The organism is Orlajensenia flava (genome assembly GCF_004801905.1).
Classification (GTDB): domain Bacteria; phylum Actinomycetota; class Actinomycetes; order Actinomycetales; family Microbacteriaceae; genus Orlajensenia; species Orlajensenia flava.
Genome location: NZ_SSSN01000003.1, coordinates 1,087,416 through 1,105,084, shown reverse-complemented (window position 1 = coordinate 1,105,084; position 17,669 = coordinate 1,087,416). Strand labels below are relative to the sequence as shown.

At 67.9% G+C, this 17,669-nt stretch carries 16 protein-coding genes; 11 read left to right on the top strand and 5 right to left on the bottom strand.

Annotated features, from left to right (window positions below):
- The first annotated feature begins 90 nt into the window (after window positions 1-90).
- The 7 genes from E6C70_RS07200 (at window position 91) to nagB (ending at window position 7,848) form a co-directional block, all read left to right on the top strand.
- Window positions 91-1,239 (top strand): ROK family transcriptional regulator, encoded by a 1,149-nt coding sequence (locus E6C70_RS07200; RefSeq protein ID WP_136423595.1) that lies wholly within the window; start codon window positions 91-93, stop codon window positions 1,237-1,239.
- Window positions 1,240-1,304: 65 nt separating this feature from the next.
- A complete protein-coding gene (locus E6C70_RS07195) occupies window positions 1,305-2,576 on the top strand; it encodes an extracellular solute-binding protein (protein WP_136423593.1) in 1,272 nt (423 codons plus the stop codon).
- Between the two features lie 162 nt (window positions 2,577-2,738).
- Window positions 2,739-3,725, top strand: a complete 987-nt coding sequence (locus E6C70_RS07190; protein WP_136423591.1) for a carbohydrate ABC transporter permease — start codon at window positions 2,739-2,741, stop codon at window positions 3,723-3,725.
- Window positions 3,722-4,639, top strand: coding sequence for a carbohydrate ABC transporter permease (locus E6C70_RS07185; RefSeq protein WP_235833308.1), 918 nt, complete (start codon window positions 3,722-3,724; stop codon window positions 4,637-4,639). The genes E6C70_RS07190 and E6C70_RS07185 overlap by 4 nt, the downstream gene beginning before the upstream one ends.
- On the top strand, window positions 4,636-6,153 hold the full coding sequence (nagZ, locus tag E6C70_RS07180) for a beta-N-acetylhexosaminidase (protein ID WP_136423589.1): 1,518 nt from the start codon (window positions 4,636-4,638) through the stop codon (window positions 6,151-6,153). Before E6C70_RS07185 ends, nagZ begins: the two co-directional genes overlap by 4 nt.
- Entirely contained in the window at window positions 6,150-7,070 is a 921-nt protein-coding gene (locus E6C70_RS07175; protein WP_136423587.1) for an ROK family protein, read from the top strand. The genes nagZ and E6C70_RS07175 overlap by 4 nt, the downstream gene beginning before the upstream one ends.
- Window positions 7,063-7,848, top strand: coding sequence for a glucosamine-6-phosphate deaminase (nagB, locus tag E6C70_RS07170; protein WP_136423585.1), 786 nt, complete (start codon window positions 7,063-7,065; stop codon window positions 7,846-7,848). The genes E6C70_RS07175 and nagB overlap by 8 nt, the downstream gene beginning before the upstream one ends.
- A 29-nt stretch (window positions 7,849-7,877) precedes the next feature.
- Here nagB and E6C70_RS07165 read toward each other — a convergent pair whose 3' ends face one another.
- From E6C70_RS07165 to E6C70_RS07155, 3 genes are read right to left on the bottom strand one after another with little or no spacing between them, the layout of a single operon-like run.
- Complete coding sequence (locus tag E6C70_RS07165) at window positions 7,878-9,014, bottom strand: N-acetylglucosamine-6-phosphate deacetylase (protein ID WP_136423824.1); 1,137 nt, start codon at window positions 9,012-9,014, stop codon at window positions 7,878-7,880.
- A gap of 2 nt (window positions 9,015-9,016) precedes the next feature.
- Complete coding sequence (locus tag E6C70_RS07160; protein WP_136423583.1) at window positions 9,017-9,373, bottom strand: YrdB family protein; 357 nt, start codon at window positions 9,371-9,373, stop codon at window positions 9,017-9,019.
- Between the two features lie 23 nt (window positions 9,374-9,396).
- The gene (locus tag E6C70_RS07155; RefSeq protein WP_136423581.1) at window positions 9,397-10,278 is read right to left on the bottom strand and encodes a formyltetrahydrofolate deformylase; all 882 of its coding nucleotides are present in this window, start codon (window positions 10,276-10,278) and stop codon (window positions 9,397-9,399) included.
- Between the two features lie 140 nt (window positions 10,279-10,418).
- Between E6C70_RS07155 and E6C70_RS07150 the strand changes: the two genes are divergently transcribed.
- From E6C70_RS07150 to E6C70_RS07135, 4 genes are all read left to right on the top strand, one after another.
- Window positions 10,419-11,621 (top strand): MFS transporter, encoded by a 1,203-nt coding sequence (locus E6C70_RS07150; protein ID WP_136423579.1) that lies wholly within the window; start codon window positions 10,419-10,421, stop codon window positions 11,619-11,621.
- Between the two features lie 258 nt (window positions 11,622-11,879).
- On the top strand, window positions 11,880-13,133 hold the full coding sequence (locus E6C70_RS07145) for an extracellular solute-binding protein (protein WP_136423577.1): 1,254 nt from the start codon (window positions 11,880-11,882) through the stop codon (window positions 13,131-13,133).
- Between the two features lie 44 nt (window positions 13,134-13,177).
- Window positions 13,178-14,164 (top strand): carbohydrate ABC transporter permease, encoded by a 987-nt coding sequence (locus E6C70_RS07140; protein ID WP_136423575.1) that lies wholly within the window; start codon window positions 13,178-13,180, stop codon window positions 14,162-14,164.
- A gap of 2 nt (window positions 14,165-14,166) precedes the next feature.
- The gene (locus E6C70_RS07135; RefSeq protein ID WP_207670046.1) at window positions 14,167-15,081 is read left to right on the top strand and encodes a carbohydrate ABC transporter permease; all 915 of its coding nucleotides are present in this window, start codon (window positions 14,167-14,169) and stop codon (window positions 15,079-15,081) included.
- 7 nt (window positions 15,082-15,088) lie between these two features.
- Here the strand turns inward: E6C70_RS07135 and E6C70_RS07130 are convergent, their stop codons facing one another.
- Both E6C70_RS07130 and E6C70_RS07125 read right to left on the bottom strand, forming a co-directional pair.
- Window positions 15,089-16,306 carry a low temperature requirement protein A gene (locus E6C70_RS07130; protein ID WP_136423573.1) on the bottom strand — a complete coding sequence of 406 codons (1,218 nt, stop codon included), beginning with the start codon at window positions 16,304-16,306 and terminating at the stop codon, window positions 15,089-15,091.
- Between the two features lie 380 nt (window positions 16,307-16,686).
- Window positions 16,687-17,505, bottom strand: a complete 819-nt coding sequence (locus tag E6C70_RS07125; RefSeq protein WP_136423571.1) for a DUF559 domain-containing protein — start codon at window positions 17,503-17,505, stop codon at window positions 16,687-16,689.
- Window positions 17,506-17,669 lie beyond the last annotated feature (164 nt).

The following is a 17,669-nucleotide window of genomic DNA, read 5'->3' as shown; positions in this document are numbered from 1 at the left end:
TTTCGTCAAGGTCACAGGTTTGTAAAGAAGCCTGACTAATTTCCCTCCCGTGCTTGCGCGCTGATTGTTCGTAAGCTTTACTTACAAACCATGACGGCAACGCAGCTCTCACACGGCAAGGCCCTTCGGCCCACTGCCAAGGTGTTGCCCGAGCACGCGCGGGGGCACAATCGCTCCCTGGTGCTCCAGACGCTCTACCGCTCAGCGGGGCTCAGCCGTGCGGACGTGGCGCGCGAGACCGGGCTCACTCGCGTCACCGTCTCCGACCTCGTCGCCGAACTCATCGGCGAGGGACTCATCGTCGAGCTCGGCCAGCGCGAGGACGCCCGTCCGGGAAAGCCGGCGACGCTGCTCGACTTCGACCGCAGCGCCTTCCAGATCATCGCCATCGACTTGAGCGACGACGACGTGTTCCGCGGAGCGGTCCTCGACCTCGGCGGCGACATCCTCGCTCGCGCCGAGGTCCCCCTCGAGAACGCTGTCGGCAGCGAGGCGATCGCGAAGGTCATCGAGGTCGCGGATGCCGCCGTCGCGCTCGCCGACGGCCCGGTCCTCGGCATGGGCGTCGGTTCGCCGGGCGTCGTCAACACCGACGGAGTGGTGCTGACCGCGCCCAACCTGGGGTGGACGAGCGTCGCTCTGCAGGCGACGCTCGCGGAGCGCTTCGAGGTCCCCGTCCTGGTGGCCAACGACGCCAACGCGGCGATCTTCGCGGAGCACAGCTTCGGCGGAGCGGACGGCGACGTCATGCTCGTCAAGGTCGGCCACGGCGTCGGCGCCGGCCTGCTCCTCGGCGGCATGCCGCTGTTCGGCTCGGCATCCGCGGCCGGAGAGATCGGCCATGTCGTGGTCGGCACCGACGGGGGCCCGCTGTGCGCGTGCGGCAAGACCGGCTGCCTCGAAGCCTGGCTAGCCGCCCCGCGTCTGGCCGCACGGCTCGCCCCGCTCGGACCGGACGACACCGCCGAGCGCGACACAATTCTTCGGGAGGCGGGCCGCCGGCTCGGTATCACCCTCGCCCCCGTCGTCGGAGCCCTCGATCTCTCGGAGATCGTCTTGAGCGGCCCGACCGAGCTTCTCGACGGCCCACTGGCGACAGCGGCCATCGAGACGATCCGAACGCGCACGATGGCCCAGTTCACGGGTGCGTTGACGCTTCGGATGACCACGCAAGGGCAGGACATCGTTCTGCGCGGCGCGGCCGTCATGGTCCTCTCAGGACAACTCGGGGTCTCGTAAGAGCCCTTGCACCATGGTGGCGGCTCCCTTGCCTTCACCTCAGCCCTAGGAAAGGAAACAACGCAATGAGGAAACTCGCTTTCGTGGCCATCGGTGCCGCGGCTGCGCTTGCTCTCGCCGGTTGCGCTTCGGGAGGCAACGCTGCTTCCACGTCAGGCGCCGACAAGGCGAACATCCGCGTCTGGTTCGTGGGAACCGACACGCCGAAGGACGCTCGGGAGTACCTCGAGAAGACCTTCGCGAAGGAGAACCCCGGATCGAAGATCGTCATCGAGGAGCAGAGCTGGACCGGCCTGGTCGACAAGCTCACCACGAGCCTGTCGGGCAGCGACAGCCCCGACGTCGTCGAGGTCGGCAACACGCAGGCTGCGGCGTTCACGTCGGCCGGCGCATTCATGGACCTGACGTCGCACAAGAAGGAGCTCGGCGGAGACGACCTGCTCCCCGGCTTCGTCGAGGCGGGCTCGTACGACGGCAAGTTCTACGCTCCGCCGCTGTACTCGGGTGCACGTCTGGTGTTCTACAAGAAGGACGCTCTGGCCGCAGCAGGCCTCTCCGTCCCGAAGACGCTCGACGACTACGTCTCCAACGGTGAGGCTCTCGCCACCGCCAACCCCGGCAAGTCGGGCATCTGGTGGCCTGGCCAGGACTGGTACAACGCCCTCCCCTTCATCTGGGAGAACGGCGGAGAGATCGCCGTGCAGAAGGGTGGCAAGTGGGTCTCCGAGCTCGGCTCCGCTGACTCCGTCAAGGGACTGAAGGAGGTGCAGGAGGTCATGACCAAGGCTTCTGCCGCTCCCAAGGATGGCCAGGAGACCAACCCCCAGGTCGGTTTCTGCGACGGAACCACGCTGCAGCTCTCGGCCCCCAGCTGGGTGAAGTGGTCGATCCTGGCCGCTGCCGACGCTGACACGCCCGGCTGCCCCGACCAGGAGGCCAACCTCGGCGTCTACGCCCTCCCGGGCAAGAACGGAGGAGCCGCGAAGGTCTTCGCCGGTGGTTCCAACATCGGAATCTCCGCCAAGACCAAGCACCCCGAGCTCTCGCTCTCGGCGCTGAAGATCATCGAGAGCAAGGGCTTCCAGACGATCTACGGCAAGAACGGACTCGTTCCGTCGCTGAAGTCGCTGGCGCCCACGCTCGGAACCGACGACGTCGCCAAGGCCATCGCCGCGGCCGCCGCCAACGCCAAGCTCACCCCGGCTTCGCCGAAGTGGGCCGATGTCGAGGCATCCGGTGTCCTCACCGACCTCTTCGTCAAGATCGCCCAGGGCGGCGACGTGGAGTCGCTGGCGAAGGACGCCGACAAGAAGATCGACGACACGCTCAACGGCTAGTCGTTCACTGGACCGTCGGGCCCGCTGCCCACACATCGGCGGGCCCGGCGAACCACACAGCACTGCCCGGCGCGACCGTGCATGTCGCGCCGGGCAGTGGTGTTTCTCCCGCGCCCTAGGAATACGCGTGGGTACCGCAATCATAAAAGGGGAATGACTCCTATGTCTTCGAACATCGTCGCGATGGACGCGGCGCCCACCGCGATCGACGGCGAGCGGATGACCGCACCGGCGCCAGCAGCCAAGCCGCGCAGGCGGCGGCCGGGCGGATTCACCCCGTACGCCCTGCTGGTCCCGTCGCTCGTCATCCTGATCGCCATCGTGGGCTGGCCGCTCTTCCAGCTCATCATCATGTCGTTCCAGAAGTTCGGCCGCGCGCAGGTCTTCGGCGCCCCGCCCGAGTTCGTCTGGTTCGACAACTACACCAAGATCCTCACCGACCCCACCTTCTGGCAGGTCGTGGCGCGGAGCCTCGCGTTCGCCGCCGTCTGCGTCGTGCTCACGATGGTGCTCGGCACTCTGATCGCCCTCATGATGATGCGGCTGGGCAAGTTCTTCCGACTCCTGCTCACGGTCGGCCTGCTGTTGGCCTGGGCGATGCCCGCCCTCACGGCCACGATCGTCTGGGGCTGGATCTTCGACACCGACTACGGCGTCATCAACAACGTGCTCGTGAACCTCTTCGGACTCACCGACTTCACCCAGCACTCCTGGCTGATCAACCCGCTCTCGTTCTTCCTCGTCGCAGCCGTCGTCGTCATCTGGGGCGCCGTGCCGTTCGTGGCCTTCACGGTCTACGCGGGTCTCACCCAGGTTCCCGACGAAGTGCTCGAGGCGGCTCAGCTCGACGGCACCAGCTATGTGCAGCGGTTCCGCTTCATCATCGTCCCGTACCTCCGGTCGATCTTCGTAGTCGTCATCATCCTGCAAGTCATCTGGGACCTCCGCGTCTTCACGCAGATCTTCGCGCTGCAGGGCATCGGAGGCATCAAGGAGCAGACCAACGTGCTCGGCACCTACATCTACTCGGTGTCGATCGCAGGCGGCGAGTACGGAACAGGCGGCGCCATCGCGGTGATCGTCGTCATCCTGCTCATGGCCATCTCGATCTACTACGTTCGCCAGACCATCAAGGAGGAGGACCTGTGAGCGCCATCACCGCCACCGCCCGCCCCACCGCGGCCGGAGCCGCCATCGACACCACGGCCCGTCGAACGGGCGCCGGCAAGAAGCGCGCCACGACCGTCGTGCTCAGCATCCTCGCGGTCATCGTCTTCCTGTTCTCCGTGTTCCCCGTCTACTGGATGATCAACACGTCCTTCCAGCCCAACAACCAGGTGCGCGCCCGCGTGCTGCACTTCTGGCCGGATAACTTCACTCTGCGCAATTACGGCACGGTGCTGTTCGACCAGAACCGGGCGCAGTTCGGCCCGGCGTTCATGAACTCAATCCTCGTCACGATCCTCACCGTGGCCATCGCGCTCGTGTTCGCGTTCCTCGCGGCCCTCGCCGTCACCCGATTTCGCTTCAAGAGCCGCAAGGCGTTCATCATCGCGATCCTCATCGTGCAGATGATCCCGGGCGAGGCCATGATCGTCTCGATCTTCCGCGTGCTCGACGGCTGGAGTCTGCTCAACTCGATCGGCGGCCTGACCATCGTGTACGTCGCCACGGTGCTGCCGTTCACCATCTGGACCCTCCGCGGGTTCGTCAACGGCGTCCCGGCCGAGCTCGAGGAGGCCGGCATGATCGACGGACTCTCCCGTACGGGTGCCTTCTGGAAGATCACCTTCCCCCTGCTCGCGCCCGGCCTCGTCGCCACCGGCGTGTTCGGGTTCATCCAGGCGTGGAACGAGTTCCTCCTCGCCCTCGTGGTGAATGCACGCCCCGAGGCCATGACGCTGCCCGTGTGGTTGCGCACCTTCCAGACGCTCACCGGCACCACCAACTGGGCGGCGATCATGGCCGGGTCGACCCTCATGGCCATTCCCGTCATCGTGTTCTTCCTCCTGGTTCAGGGCCGCATGACGAGTGGGCTGGTCAGCGGCGCGGTGAAGGGATGAGCGGCAGGCACGCCGTCGAATCCGAGCAGTCCACCGATCTCGAGAGCCTCCGCCGTCTGGTGGCCAGCACGCTCATGCCCGGCTTCGTCGGCACCGAGTTGCCGGAGTGGCTGGCCGATCGATTGCGCGCCGGGCTCGGCGGCGTCTGCCTGTTCGGCATGAACATCGCCTCGCGCGAGCAGTTGCGCACGCTGACGGATGACATGCGCGCCGCCAACCCCTCTGTCGTCATCGCGATCGACGAGGAGGGCGGAGACGTCACCCGGCTCTACTACGACCAGGGTTCGCCCTATCCCGGCCCGGCCGTCCTCGGGCGCATCGACGACCTCGCCCTGACCGAGCGGGTGGGTGCGACCGTTGCGGGCGAGCTCGCCGCCGTCGGCTGCACGCTCAACTTCGCGCCGGATGCCGACGTGAACTCGAACCCCGACAACCCGGTCATCGGCACGCGCAGCTTCGGCAGCGATCCGCAGGCCGTGGCCCGTCACGTTGGCGCCTGGGTGCGCGGGCACGAGGGCGCCGGCATCGCCGTGAGCGCCAAGCACCTCCCGGGGCACGGCGACACGGCGACGGACTCCCACCTCGACCTGCCCGTGATCGACGCCTCGCTCGAGACCCTCCGCGACCGCGAGCTGGTGCCGTTCCGGGCCGCGATCGATGCCGGTGCGCGCACCATCATGACGTCGCACATCCTCATCCCGGCCGTGGATCCCGACTTCCCGGCGACGCACTCGCGTCGCATCCTCCAGGGCCTGCTGCGTGACGAGCTCGGCTTCACCGGCGTCATCGTCAGCGACGCGCTCGACATGAAGGGCGCCAGCGGCGTCCACGGCATCCCCGAGGCCGCCGTGCGGGCGATCGACGCCGGCTGCGACCTGCTCTGCATCGGCACGGAGAACACGGATGCGCAGCTGCGCGACATCGAGGACGCCGTGCTGGCGGCCATCGAGAGCGGGCGGCTCGACGCCCGACGGCTTCGGGAGGCCGCCGAGCGCGTCGACGCTCTCGGGTCGTCGACCAGCCGGGCGCTCGCGAGCGCATCCGTCTCCATCGACCCCAGCTTCGACCTCGACCACGTGATCAGCGCGTTCGACCTTTCCGCCGCCGCGCACGCCTGGCTCGACGGCGGCGTCCGCGCGGCCGCGGTCGTGCGCGTGGACACGGTGGCCAACATCGCGGTCGGCGTGGCACCGTGGGGACCGTTCGCCGCACTGGCGCAACATCCCGCCGCGAAGGGATCGGTGTGGAGCGCTCCGATCGCCCTGTCTGCGGGGGTGCCGAACGCCTCGATCGCCGCAGGCGCTCCCGTGATCGTGGTCGGCAAGGACATCCACCGGCACGCGTTCGCGCGGAGTGCGGTGGACGGTTGGCGCGCCGACAGCCGGCCGGTGCTCGTGGTGGACATGGGCTGGCCGTCGGACGATCGCCGTTACGCCGACGTCGCCACCTTCGGCGCGTCGCGACTGCTCGGCGAGGCAGTTCTCGCCATGCTCGACGGGGAGGGTCAGCAGTGAGGATCGGGATCGACATCGGCGGCACCAAGACGGCCGCCGTCGCCATGGACACGGACGGACGTCTCAGCGAGCAGGTGCGCCAGCCGACCGGGTTCGGAGACGCCGATGTCATCGCGACGGCCGTCGACGTCGCGCAGCAGGTGACGGCGCTGTCGGGCAGGTCGCTCGCCGACGTCAGCTCGATCGGCATCGGCATCCCCGGCGCCGTCGACTCGGTCACCGGGCGGGTCAGCCACGCCGTGAATCTCGGCGTCCACGACCTCCGCCTGGGGGCGGCCATCAGCGAGCGCCTCGGCGTGTCGGTACGCGTGGAGAACGATGTCAAAGCGGCCGCGATGGGCGCCCACCACCTGCTCGCGGAGACCGGGATGGCCAACGGATTCGAGTCGATGGCCTACCTCAACCTCGGTACCGGGCTCGCGGCGGGCATCGTCCTCGGCGGCCGGCTGCTGCGTGGCGGTCATGGAGTCGCGGGCGAGGTCGGCCACATCCCGATCGATCCCAACGGGGCCCTGTGCAGCTGCGGCCAGGTGGGCTGCGTCGAGACCATAGCCAGCGGCTCGGCGATCGCCCGCATGTGGCCGACGGATGCCGCCCTGCCCGCAGTGGACCTGTTCGAAGCGGCCGGCGCGGGCGATCCGATCGCGATCGACGTGCAGTCGCGCTTCTTCGAGGGTGTCGCAGCAGCCGTGCGCATCCTCGTGCTGGCGGCCGACGTCGACGTCGTCGTGATCGGAGGCGGCCTCAGCGCGCTCGGAACGCCGCTGCTGGACGGGGTATGCGCATCGCTCACGGCGGGCGCGCGCGTGTCGCCCTTTCTGTCGTCCCTGGACATCGCCGGGCGGGTGCGCGTCCTGCCGCTCGGCTTCCCCGCCGCCGCCGTGGGAGCGGCCCTGACCGGAGTCGACAATGGCTGAAGTCATCATCCTTCCTGATGCCGAGGCGGCCGGCGTGATCGCCGCCGACGCGATAGCCGAGCTGATCCTCGCCGATCCGCACGCGGTCCTCGGTGTCGCGACGGGCTCGACGCCCCTGACGACGTACCGCGCTCTGGCCGCGCGCGTGCGCGACGACGCTATCGACGTCTCGAACGTGCAGGCGTTCGCCCTCGACGAGTACGTCGGACTGCCCGTGGACCATGTGGAGAGCTATCACTCCGTCATCCGTCGCGAGGTGACCGAGCAGCTCGGCCTCACGCCGGAGCTGGTGCACGTGCCGGACGGCTCGCTCGACGGCATCCGCACCGCCGGCGACGCCTACGAGGCGCTCATCGTCGAGGCCGGGGGAGTCGACCTGCAGATCCTCGGCATCGGCACGACGGGTCACATCGGGTTCAACGAGCCGGGCTCGTCGCTGGCATCGACCACCCGCTGGAAGACACTCACGGAGCAGACCCGCATCGACAACGCCCGCTTCTTCGACTCGCCCGAGCAGGTTCCGACGCACTGCATCACGCAGGGCCTCGGCACCATCATGCGCGCCCGTCACCTCGTGCTGCTCGCCTTCGGGGAGGGCAAGGCGGATGCCGTCGCCGGCGCCGTCGAGGGTCCGATCGGGTCGAGCCTGCCCGGATCGGCCATCCAACTGCACCCGCACGTGAGTGTCATCGTCGACGAGGCAGCGGCGTCGAAGCTCGCCCACGCCGATTACTACCGCTACGCCTGGGCCAACCGTGTCACGGGCGTCCCGCTCTGATCAGCATCAGTTGACCGCGGCGCGGCGACTCAGCGTAGTGGGCGCCCGTTCGCCCACACCCGCTGGGCGGCGAACCCCACGTCGAGGAGCACCGCGTCCGCGGCGAAGCCGGGTCGCAGCAGGCCCAGGTCGGCGCGTTGCAGCACCCGGGCGGGCGTCAGCGTCAGCGCGGCCACCGCCGCGACCGGATCGATGCCCGCCTGCTCCACCGCGATGCGGAGTGCGGCATCCATGGTCAACGTCGACCCGGCGATGGTGTCGGTTCCGGCGATGCGCGCGATTCCGCCTCGAACGGTGACGTCGAGCGAGCCGAGGCGGTAGTCGCCGTCGCCGGCACCGGCGGCAGCCATCGCGTCGGTGATGAGGGCGACGCGGCCCGGGGCCGCGGCGAAGGCGATGCGGGCGACGGCCGGATGCACGTGGACCCCGTCGAGAACGAGTTCGAGGGTGACCCGTTCGTCTTCGATGGCGGCCGTCACCGGGCCGGGAGCGCGATGGTGGATCCCCGCCATCGCGTTGAACGCGTGCGTGAGCAGCCGTGCTCCCCGGTCGAACGCTGCGCGCGCCATCCGGTAATCCGCGGCGGTGTGACCGACCGCGACGACGACGCTGGCCGTGGCGAACTCCTCGACGGCGTCCAAGCCCTCCGGCAACTCGGGCGCAATGGTCACCTGGCGCAGTGTGCCGTCGGCCGCGGCGAGGAGCGTGTTGACGTATTCCGATCGCGGCATGACCAGCAGCGTCGGGTCGTGGGCGCCTGTGTAGGAGGGCGACAGGAAAGGACCCTCCAGATGCGACCCGAGCACCAGGGGGTCTTCTCGCGCGAGGTCGGCGATCGCGCCGAGGGAGGCGCATAAGGCGTCCATCGGGGCGGTCACGAGGCTGAGCACCGAACGTGTCGTGCCGTGCGACCGGTGCACCGCGAGTGCCCTGCGCATCCCCTCGGCATCGTGGTCGAAGTCGGCCCCGCCCCCGCCGTGGGCATGCAGGTCGATGAAGCCGGGGGTGAGCCAGCCTCCGGCCGCATCCGTCACGTCGTGCCCGTCGATCGTGGCCCGCCAGTCGTCACCGGTGCCGGTCGCCGAGATGACTGCTCCGTCGGTCGCGAACCAGAAGTCCTCGACGATGCCGTCGGCGTCGAGCTTGCGTGCGCCGTGCACGAGCATGCTCACGCCAGTTCCTTGCGGCCGTTGACGACTCCCGACACGGTGGCCACCAGTGCGAACACCGCCGCGACGATCGGTTGACCCATGTCCCACCACGCCAGTGCCGCGGCGCCGAAGACGGCGATCTCGACGAGGGCCCGGCCGAACACGTCGATGTGGAACACGGCGCGCGGCGACCGGAACAGGCCCCACAGCACGATGGCGAGGAGCGGTGCGCCGATGCCGATGATGACTCCGGGGAGCGGGAGCGTCCACCGCGTGAATCCCCAGGTGCCGAGCGTCACGATCGCGAAGATCTCGAGCACGAACCGGAGGATGTCGTTGGGACCGATCCTCGGCGGGGTGGGGGCATCCGTCACCCCTCGATCCTACCGATCGCGCCTCACCGGAAGATGATGGTGCGCACGCCGTCGAGGAGCACGCGGCGCTCGGCGAACCAGGTCACCGCCTGGCGCAGGGTACGGCTCTCCTCGTCCTGACCGATCGCCACCAGTTCGGCGGGAGTGCGGCTGTGGTCGACGCGCACCACGTTCTGCTCGATGATGGGGCCCTCGTCGAGGTCGCTCGTGACGAAGTGCGCCGTCGCTCCGATGAGCTTCACGCCGCGGGCGTGCGCCTGCTTGTACGGGTTTGCGCCCTTGAAGCCCGGCAGGAAGGAGTGGTGGATGTTGATCATGCGTCCGGCGAGCTCCTCGCAGAGGTCGGGACTGATGATCTGCATGTAGCGAGCGAGGACGACCAGTTCGATGTCGTGCTCGGCGACCGCCTGCAGGACCCGCGCCTCGAAGGCGGTCTTGCTGTCGGCATCCGTCACCGGGTGCGACTCGAACGGCACGCCGTGGAAGCCCACCAGGTCGCGGAGGGTGCCGTGGTTGGACAGGACGAGCGGGATGTCGAGCGCGATCTGCCCGGCGCGCTGCCGGAACAGCAGGTCGTTGACGCAGTGGGCAGCCGTGGAGGCGAGAACGAGCGTGCGGAGGGGACGACCCACCACGTCGACGTGGGCGTTCATGGCGTAGGCGTCGATGACGGGCGCGAGCGCCGTCTCGAACTCCTCGAGGCCGGCGGGCGACTCGACCTGCAGACGCATGAAGAAGCGACCGGTGTCCGCGCTCGAGAACTGCTGGCTCTCGGTGATGTTGCCGTTGGCCGCCACGATCGCCCCGCTCACGGCGTGCACGATGCCGGGTCGGTCGGCGCACGAGATGGTGATGACCCAGTGATGATGCGGCGACGGATGCGGCCGGGCGGCGTCGAACTCCATCCGCTCAGGCTAGTGGAACCAGCGCTGCGCTAGACTCGCCGGTGGTCGCGGCTCACCGCGGCCCTGGGCGCGCACACGAGCGCGTAGTCGACCCGGTGAAGGATGGATCCTCCCGGGGAACGCCTGTCGGAGACGCAGTCTTGTCCACGACCTCATCCCTTACCGCCCGCACGGCCTTCCCCTGGCTCGGTCTCATCGTGCTGGCGTCCGCCGTGTTCCTGGCCGTCACCGGCGAGATGCTTCCCACGGGACTCCTGCCCGACATGAGCGCTGCGCTCGGTGTGAGCGAGCCGCTCGTCGGCATCCTCGTCAGCGTCTTCGCGTTCACGGTGGTCGCCACGAGCGCCCCTATCACCGCGCTCACCCGTCGCTTCCCGCGGCACGCGCTCATGGTCGTCGCCGTCGTGGTGCTCGGCGTCGCCAACCTCGTCACGGCGATCTCGCCCAGCTATCCGGTTGTCGTCGCCACGCGCGTGCTGGGCGGGCTGGCGCACGGCCTGTTCTTCTCCCTCGTCGGCGCGTACGCGGGTTACCTGGTGGCCAAGGAGCACATCGCGCGCGCCGTGTCGATAGCCCTCGGCGGAGGAACGCTCGCATTCGTGTTCGGCGTCCCGCTCGCCACCGCGCTCGGTCATTCGGTCGGATGGAGGGCGGCCTTCGCGATCGTCGGTGGCCTCACCATCCTCGCTGCGGTTCTGGTCTGGCGCTTCCTGCCCCCGGTCTCCCGTCCCGCCGTCGGAGTGGACACGGCGGCGACGCCGGCACGAGCAGATCCCACCATTCCCGCGGTGATCGTGGTGTGCGTCGTCACCGCAGTGACGATGATCGGCCACTACGCCTTCTACACCTACATCGCGCCATACGCGATCCAACTCGGCGGGGTGGATGCCGGAGCCATCAGCCCGCTGCTGTTCACCGCGGGCATCGCCGGTGCCGTCGGCCTCGTGCTCGCCGGATGGCTGTTCGGGCGGCATCCCACCCGAGGACTGCTGATCGCCCTCGGCACGATCATCGTCGCCGTGACGGCCATCGGCGTGCTCGTGGGTATGCCGGTGCCGAGCCTGGTCGCGTTCATCGTCTGGAACGTGGCGTTCGGCATGCTCCCTCCGCTGCTGCAGACGCGGTTGCTGCATGCGTCGTCCGCACGCTTCCGGGACACCGCAAGCGCGTTCTACACGACGGCGTTCAATGTCGGAATCGGTGGTGGAGCGTTGCTCGGCGCGGTGTTGTACGACTGGCTCGGCGTCGGGTCGCTGCCGTGGGTGTACGCCGCGGTCGTCCTCGCGTCCTTCCTGATCGTGCTCGTCTCGTCGCGGCGACGGAGCGGCCGACCCTCCGCCTGACCACCCCCGGACGGGTGGCACACGATAGTTAACAAACTGGAAAAACAACAGTCTTGTGCTGCGGTCGGGACGATTAATAAACTCTCAGCACCGGCCCTCCTCTCGCATGCACGGATGCACCCGTCGCGATCGGACGGTCGGAACAGCAGGCAGGTGTGGCTGCCTCATCGTGACACCCCGTCCCTCGACCGGTGTCTCGCGCGCCAGCGGAGAATCCGCGGCGCCGCCGGTCGAGCGACCAGATGAGAGAGGCTACGAATGAACAAGTCTGTGCGATGGGGGGCCGCTCTGACGGTCGCCGCGTTGGCATCCGTCTCCTTGGCGGCGTGCGGGTTCGGAGGTGGAAACGCCCAGAGCACCAGCGGCGGTGCCACGACGCTCAACCTGCTGGTGCCGAGCTACTCGGACAACACGCAGAAGCTGTGGGACACCGTCATCTCGGGCTTCGAGAAGAAGTATCCCGACATCACGGTCAAGCTCGAGGTGCAGTCGTGGGACAACCTCAACGACGTTGTGACGACGAAGATCCAGGCCAACCAGGCTCCCGACATCATGAACGGCGGCCCCTTCGCCGGCTTCGCTGCCGACGGCCTGCTCTACCCGATCAAGGACGTGGTCTCGTCCAAGACCTTGGGCGACTTCCAGAAGTCATTCGTCGAGGTCTCCTCCGTCGATGGGGTGCAATACGGCGCCCCGCTGATCGCATCCGCTCGCGCCCTGTTCGTCAACACCGACCTCATGCAGCAGGCCGGAATCACCGAGGCTCCGAAGACGTGGGATGACCTGCTGGCCGACGCGAAGAAGATCTCGGCGCTCGGCAACGGCATCGCCGGCTACGGCATGCCGCTCGGATCCGAGGAGGCCCAGGCCGAGAGCGCCATGTGGTTCTACGGCAACGGCGGCACTTTCGGCGATGAGAAGAAGATCACCGTCGACGGCAACGCGAAGAATCTCGAGGCCGCCCAGTTCATGCAGAAGATGGTCACCGAAGGTGCGACGGAGGCGGATGCCGGTGCCACCGACCGCAGCCCGCTGATGGACATCTTCGTGCAGGGCAAGGTCGGCATGCAGGTCGGCCTGCCGCCGACCGTCGGCCAGATCAAGACCGGCAACCCCGCTCTGAAGTACGAGATCGTGCCGATGCCGACCTCCGACGGCAAGCCGGTCTCCCTCGGTGTCGCCGACCACCTGATGGCGTTCAAGAACGACGGCTCCAAGAAGGACGCCATCACCAAGTTCCTGGACTACTACTACACGCCGGACGTCTACGTGCCGTGGGTGAAGACCGAGGGCTTCCTGCCGACCACCAAGTCGGGAGCCGAGCAGCTCAACAGCGACGAGGCGCTAAAGCCGTTCCTCGACCTGCTGCCGTCCGCGGTGTTCTACCCGAACACCAACCCCAAGTGGGACGCCACCAACGCCGCGTTCAAGAGCCTCATGGGCCAGATCGCGCAGGGCAAGGCTCCCGCTGACGTGCTGAAGGAGATCCAGGCTCAGGCCGACGCCGGCTGAGCACGCCGCGACGCCACGCAACGCCACCGATGAATGAAGGACGCATGAGCAGCACTGTCGAGACCTCATCGACCACGGACGGGGCGGCCACGAGCCGCCCCGTCCGTGGGGCGGGCGGCACGGAGAGCAGACCCCGCCGCGGAGCGGGCACGACCGGGAAGGACCTGCTGCACGCCCTCCCGTGGATCGGGCCCGCCCTCATCCTGATCTTCGGGGTGGTGCTCTATCCCGCGGTCGTCATGTTCTACAACTCCACACGGCACATCAGCCTCAGCGGGCTCGATCAGGGCTCCGTCGGCCTCGACAACTATGTCGCCGTGTTCTCGTTCCCCTACTTCTGGCCGATCCTCGGGCGGACGGTCGTCTGGGTGGTGGCCGTTGTCGCACTCACGGTGCTCATCTCCCTCGGGCTCGCCCAGTTGCTCGATAAGGCCTTCCCCGGCCGGCAGCTCGTGCGTCTGGCCGTCATCATCCCGTGGGCAGCGAGCGTCGTCATGACCACGCTCGTCGTCTACTACGGGCTGGAACCGTACTTCGGCATCATCAACACGTTCCTCGTCGACCTAGGGCTGGTCAGCACTCCCGAGGGTTACGGATGGACCAAGCACGCCGACACCGCGTTCGCCTGGTCGATCGTCGTCGCCGTGTTCGTATCGCTGCCCTTCACGACCTATACGATCCTGGCCGGACTTCAGACCATCCCCGCCGAGGGGCTCGAGGCGGCCAAGATGGACGGCGCCGGTCCGGCGCGCACCTACTTCGGCATCGTGCTCCCGCAACTGCGCGGTGCGCTCTCGGTCGCCATCCTCATCAACATCATCAACGTCTTCAACTCGCTCCCGATCCTGAAGACGATGACCGGATCGATCCCGGGCTACGACGCCGACACGGTGATGACGCTCATCTTCAAGTACATCCAGAACCAGCACAGGATCGACGTGGCCAGTGCCCTCAGCGTCGTCGCCTTCCTCATCGTGCTCGTCATCGTCGCGGTCTACGTCAGAGCCGTCAAGCCCATGAAGGAGGTCTGAGCATGACGGTCACCGCCCCCGCCCCCGCGCCGGCATCCGAGTCCGTCGTGCCGCCCGCACGACGCAAGCGCCGGTACACCGCGGACCAGGTCTCGGCCGGCCGCGTCGCCTGGCGGATGGCGGCCGGTCTGGTCGTGCTGCTGGTCTTCATCCTCCCGTACACGATCATGTTCTTCGGGTCGGTCAAGACCAAGCCCGAGATCCGCAGCGTGAACCCCACCTACTTCCCCACGGAGTGGCACTGGGAGAACTACATCACGATGTGGTCGACGCCCGAGACGCCGCTGCCGCAGAACCTCATCTCGACCATCGTGATAGCCGTATGCGCGACCCTGCTCGTGCTGCTGGTCGCCCTCCCGGCCGCGTACTACACCGCACGGTTCCGCTTTCCGGGACGCATGGTGTTCCTCTTCCTCGTGATCGTCACGCAGATGCTGCAGCCCGCGGTGCTGACCTCCGGGCTGTTCCGGCAGTTCATCACGCTCGGCATCAGCGACACCTGGCTCGCGATGATCCTCGTCAACGCGGCGTTCAATCTGTCCTTCGCCGTGTGGATCATGCACAGTTTCTTCGCCGGCGTGCCGCGCGAGGTCGACGAGGCGGCGCAGATCGACGGCGCCGGACGCGTGGCGGTGCTGTTCCGCATCAACCTTCCGCTGGTCTGGCCGGGCATCGTGACGGCGATCGTGTTCACCTTCGTGGCCTGCTGGAACGAGTTCGCCGCGTCGCTCGTCATCCTCTCCACGGCGGGCAACCAGCCCCTCTCGGTGGCGCTGACCAAGTTCGTCGGGCAATACGAGACCAGTTGGCAGTACGTGTTCGGCGTCTCCGTCGTGGCCATCATCCCGGTCGTGGTGCTGTTCATGCTCATCGAGAAGCGCCTCGTCGGAGGCTTGACCGCGGGAAGCGTGAAATAGGGCGGGTTCAGCCCAGTTCGACCGACTCGTCCTCCGCATCGGCCATCCGCCGGAAGCGCCATTCGTCGATCGCGACCACCACGAGGAGCACGCCGTTGACGCTCCACGTCAGCGCGAGCGGGTTGAGGGCGTCGTGCGCGAGGAACAGTGCGACGAGGGCCAGCACTCCCGCAAGGTGCGTCACGAGCCAGGGGCCGCCGATGGACTTCTTGAACAGCGCGGTGCCGAACAGGTAGACCGCCGCCCCGCCGCAGATGACCGCGGCGCTGCCGGCATCCGTCGCGCCATGATGGCCGAGCGGATGCGCCAGCACCAGGTCGTCGCCGACCGCCGAGAGCACGATGCCGAGGACCATGAGGATGGGGATGTAGGTGTACGTCGTGCGTGCGACAGTGCCGGTGGTGCTGGCGCGGGAGATGAACGTCGAGCCGCTGCGCTCGCCGTGGGCGAAGTAGAGCAGCCACAGCAGCACAGTGCCGGTGAACGCGGCCAGCAGAGCGGCGATGCCCTCGCCGCTCACGGGCTGGGCGGCGAACACCGACCCGGTCACGATAATCGATTCGCCGAGAGCGATGATGAAGAACAAGCCGACGCGCTCGGCCATGTGCTCGCCCGACACCTGCCAGGTCTCGACGGGGGAGCGGCCGATCACGGGCAGCCAGAATCGGCTGATGGGTCCGGAAAATTCGACCGCCAGGGCGACCAGCCAGATCCAGACACGGGCGTCGTGGGAGGCGAATCCGCCCCAGATCCACAGGGCACCGGAGAACACGTACCAGCCCAGGATGCGCGCGACGTTGAGCGCATTCTCACGGCGGCGCTGCTCGATGAACGAGAACAATGCGAACGTGGTGCGCGTGAGCTGCATGGCGACGAACGCGATGGCGAACAACCAGCCTTTGTCGGCGAAGGCCTCGGGGATGGCGCTCGACATGAGCAGGCCGCACAGCATGAGGACGATGAGCATTCCGCGCACGGCGCCGCGTTCGGGATTCAGCCAGTTGGTGATCCACGTGGTGTCCACCCAAGCCCACCACACCGCGCCGGCGAGGATGAGCACCTCGCCGAATCCCGCCAGCGTCGGCTCGGCCAGGATGCTGTGCGAGAGCTGCGTTACGGCGAACACGAACACGAGGTCGAAGAACAGCTCGACGAACGTGACGCGGTGCGATTCCTCCCCGGTCGTCGGCCGCAGCAGGTTGCTGGTGAATCCCGTGCCGGCCATCCGCTCGTCCTCCGCCCATCTCGCATCCCGGTGCTGCGCTCGTCACGCCGCTCGTGCGATCAGGCTAGCCCGTCGGCCCCGCGGGTCAGGCCGGGGGAGGCCTCGCCCGTGATTCAGGCTGGCCCGTGGGCTGCGCGGGTTCACGTGGAGGGGGGTCTCGCGCGCGATTCAGGCTGGCGCGTCGGCCTCGCGAGTCAGGGTGGCGCGGAGGCCCCGCGCGTGATTCAGGCAATGGCGCGTCGGCCTCGCGAGTCAGGGTGGCGCGGAGGCACCGTACGCGATTCAGGCAATAGCGCGTCGTTCAGGCACATCCTCGGCATTCGAGCCTGCATCGCGCACGAGTGCCTGAGCCGCGTGCGATGCGGGAGCGACGCGGAGCATCACGCCGCGTGGAGCCCGACGGCCATCGCGTGGCGCACCTCCGCCTCGATCGTGTCCCACTCGAAAAGCACCTGCCGGTAGTCGAACCGCAGGACGGTGTATCCCATGAGGGTCAGCCTTCGATCGTGCGCGATATCCGCCCGGCGCTGGGCAGCGGTGCGGTGGAAGTCGTAGCCGTCGATCTGCAGCACGAGGCGCTCGCCGATCAGTCCGTCGACGCGGTGGCCGTCGATGAGGACTTGCTGGCGCACCACGATCCCGATCCGTCGCAAGCGCGCCACCGGAATCGTCTCGATGCCCGAGGCGGAGAGCTGTGACGCACCGGCGAGCACGCGCCGGGCAGCGGCGCTCCGCAATGGCAGGCGCTCGAGGAATGACAGCGTGGTCGTGCCGGTGCGCAGCGCGGACTCCCACGTCGCCAGCGCGTTCTCCAGCGGTTGGCAGTCCGCCAGCTGGACCATGGCGTTCACGACGGGCTCGACCAGTTCGAAGCGGTGAGGATCGACCGGCCCGGCGCCCCAGTGCACCACGGCATCGCCGGCGTCGAATCGAGATGCGCCGTGAGCGACGGCCACGTGGAATCGTCCGTCGTCGATTGTCCAGAGCCCGAGTTCGCGAGCAGCGCTGATGCACGCGACGCGTCCGCTGATGGATGCCGCGCGCCGGTGTTCGATTCGAGCGGTCGGGGTCACCAACCAACGGCGAATCCGTGAAACTGTACGGCGCTCGACCGCACGGCGGATGGCGTAGCGCGTGTACCCGGCACCCAACGCGTCATCGACATGACGGATGCCGTCATGCTCATCAATCCAGTCCACGAGGCGCATCCCTCGATGGTGCTCGTGTTCGGGCGTCACGGAGGCGGGATGTCCGCGGATCTGGGGAGGACTGCACGGTTGGGGGCGGTGGGGAGGACGGACGCCCACACCTCGTATTCAGGCAATAGCACGCCATTCAGGCAGGAATGCTCGAATGGCGCCTG

What these genes read in the sequence shown, in the direction of transcription:
- E6C70_RS07200 (WP_136423595.1), top strand. Translation starts at nt 91, where the DNA reads ATGACGGCAACGCAGCTCTCACACGGCAAGGCCCTTCGGCCCACTGCC.
- E6C70_RS07195 (WP_136423593.1), top strand. Translation starts at nt 1,305, where the DNA reads ATGAGGAAACTCGCTTTCGTGGCCATCGGTGCCGCGGCTGCGCTTGCT.
- E6C70_RS07190 (WP_136423591.1), top strand. Translation starts at nt 2,739, where the DNA reads ATGTCTTCGAACATCGTCGCGATGGACGCGGCGCCCACCGCGATCGAC.
- nagZ (WP_136423589.1), top strand. Translation starts at nt 4,636, where the DNA reads ATGAGCGGCAGGCACGCCGTCGAATCCGAGCAGTCCACCGATCTCGAG.
- nagB (WP_136423585.1), top strand. Translation starts at nt 7,063, where the DNA reads ATGGCTGAAGTCATCATCCTTCCTGATGCCGAGGCGGCCGGCGTGATC.
- E6C70_RS07165 (WP_136423824.1), bottom strand. Translation starts at nt 9,014, where the DNA reads ATGCTCGTGCACGGCGCACGCAAGCTCGACGCCGACGGCATCGTCGAG.
- E6C70_RS07155 (WP_136423581.1), bottom strand. Translation starts at nt 10,278, where the DNA reads ATGGAGTTCGACGCCGCCCGGCCGCATCCGTCGCCGCATCATCACTGG.
- E6C70_RS07145 (WP_136423577.1), top strand. Translation starts at nt 11,880, where the DNA reads ATGAACAAGTCTGTGCGATGGGGGGCCGCTCTGACGGTCGCCGCGTTG.
- E6C70_RS07140 (WP_136423575.1), top strand. Translation starts at nt 13,178, where the DNA reads ATGAGCAGCACTGTCGAGACCTCATCGACCACGGACGGGGCGGCCACG.
- E6C70_RS07135 (WP_207670046.1), top strand. Translation starts at nt 14,167, where the DNA reads ATGACGGTCACCGCCCCCGCCCCCGCGCCGGCATCCGAGTCCGTCGTG.
- E6C70_RS07130 (WP_136423573.1), bottom strand. Translation starts at nt 16,306, where the DNA reads ATGGCCGGCACGGGATTCACCAGCAACCTGCTGCGGCCGACGACCGGG.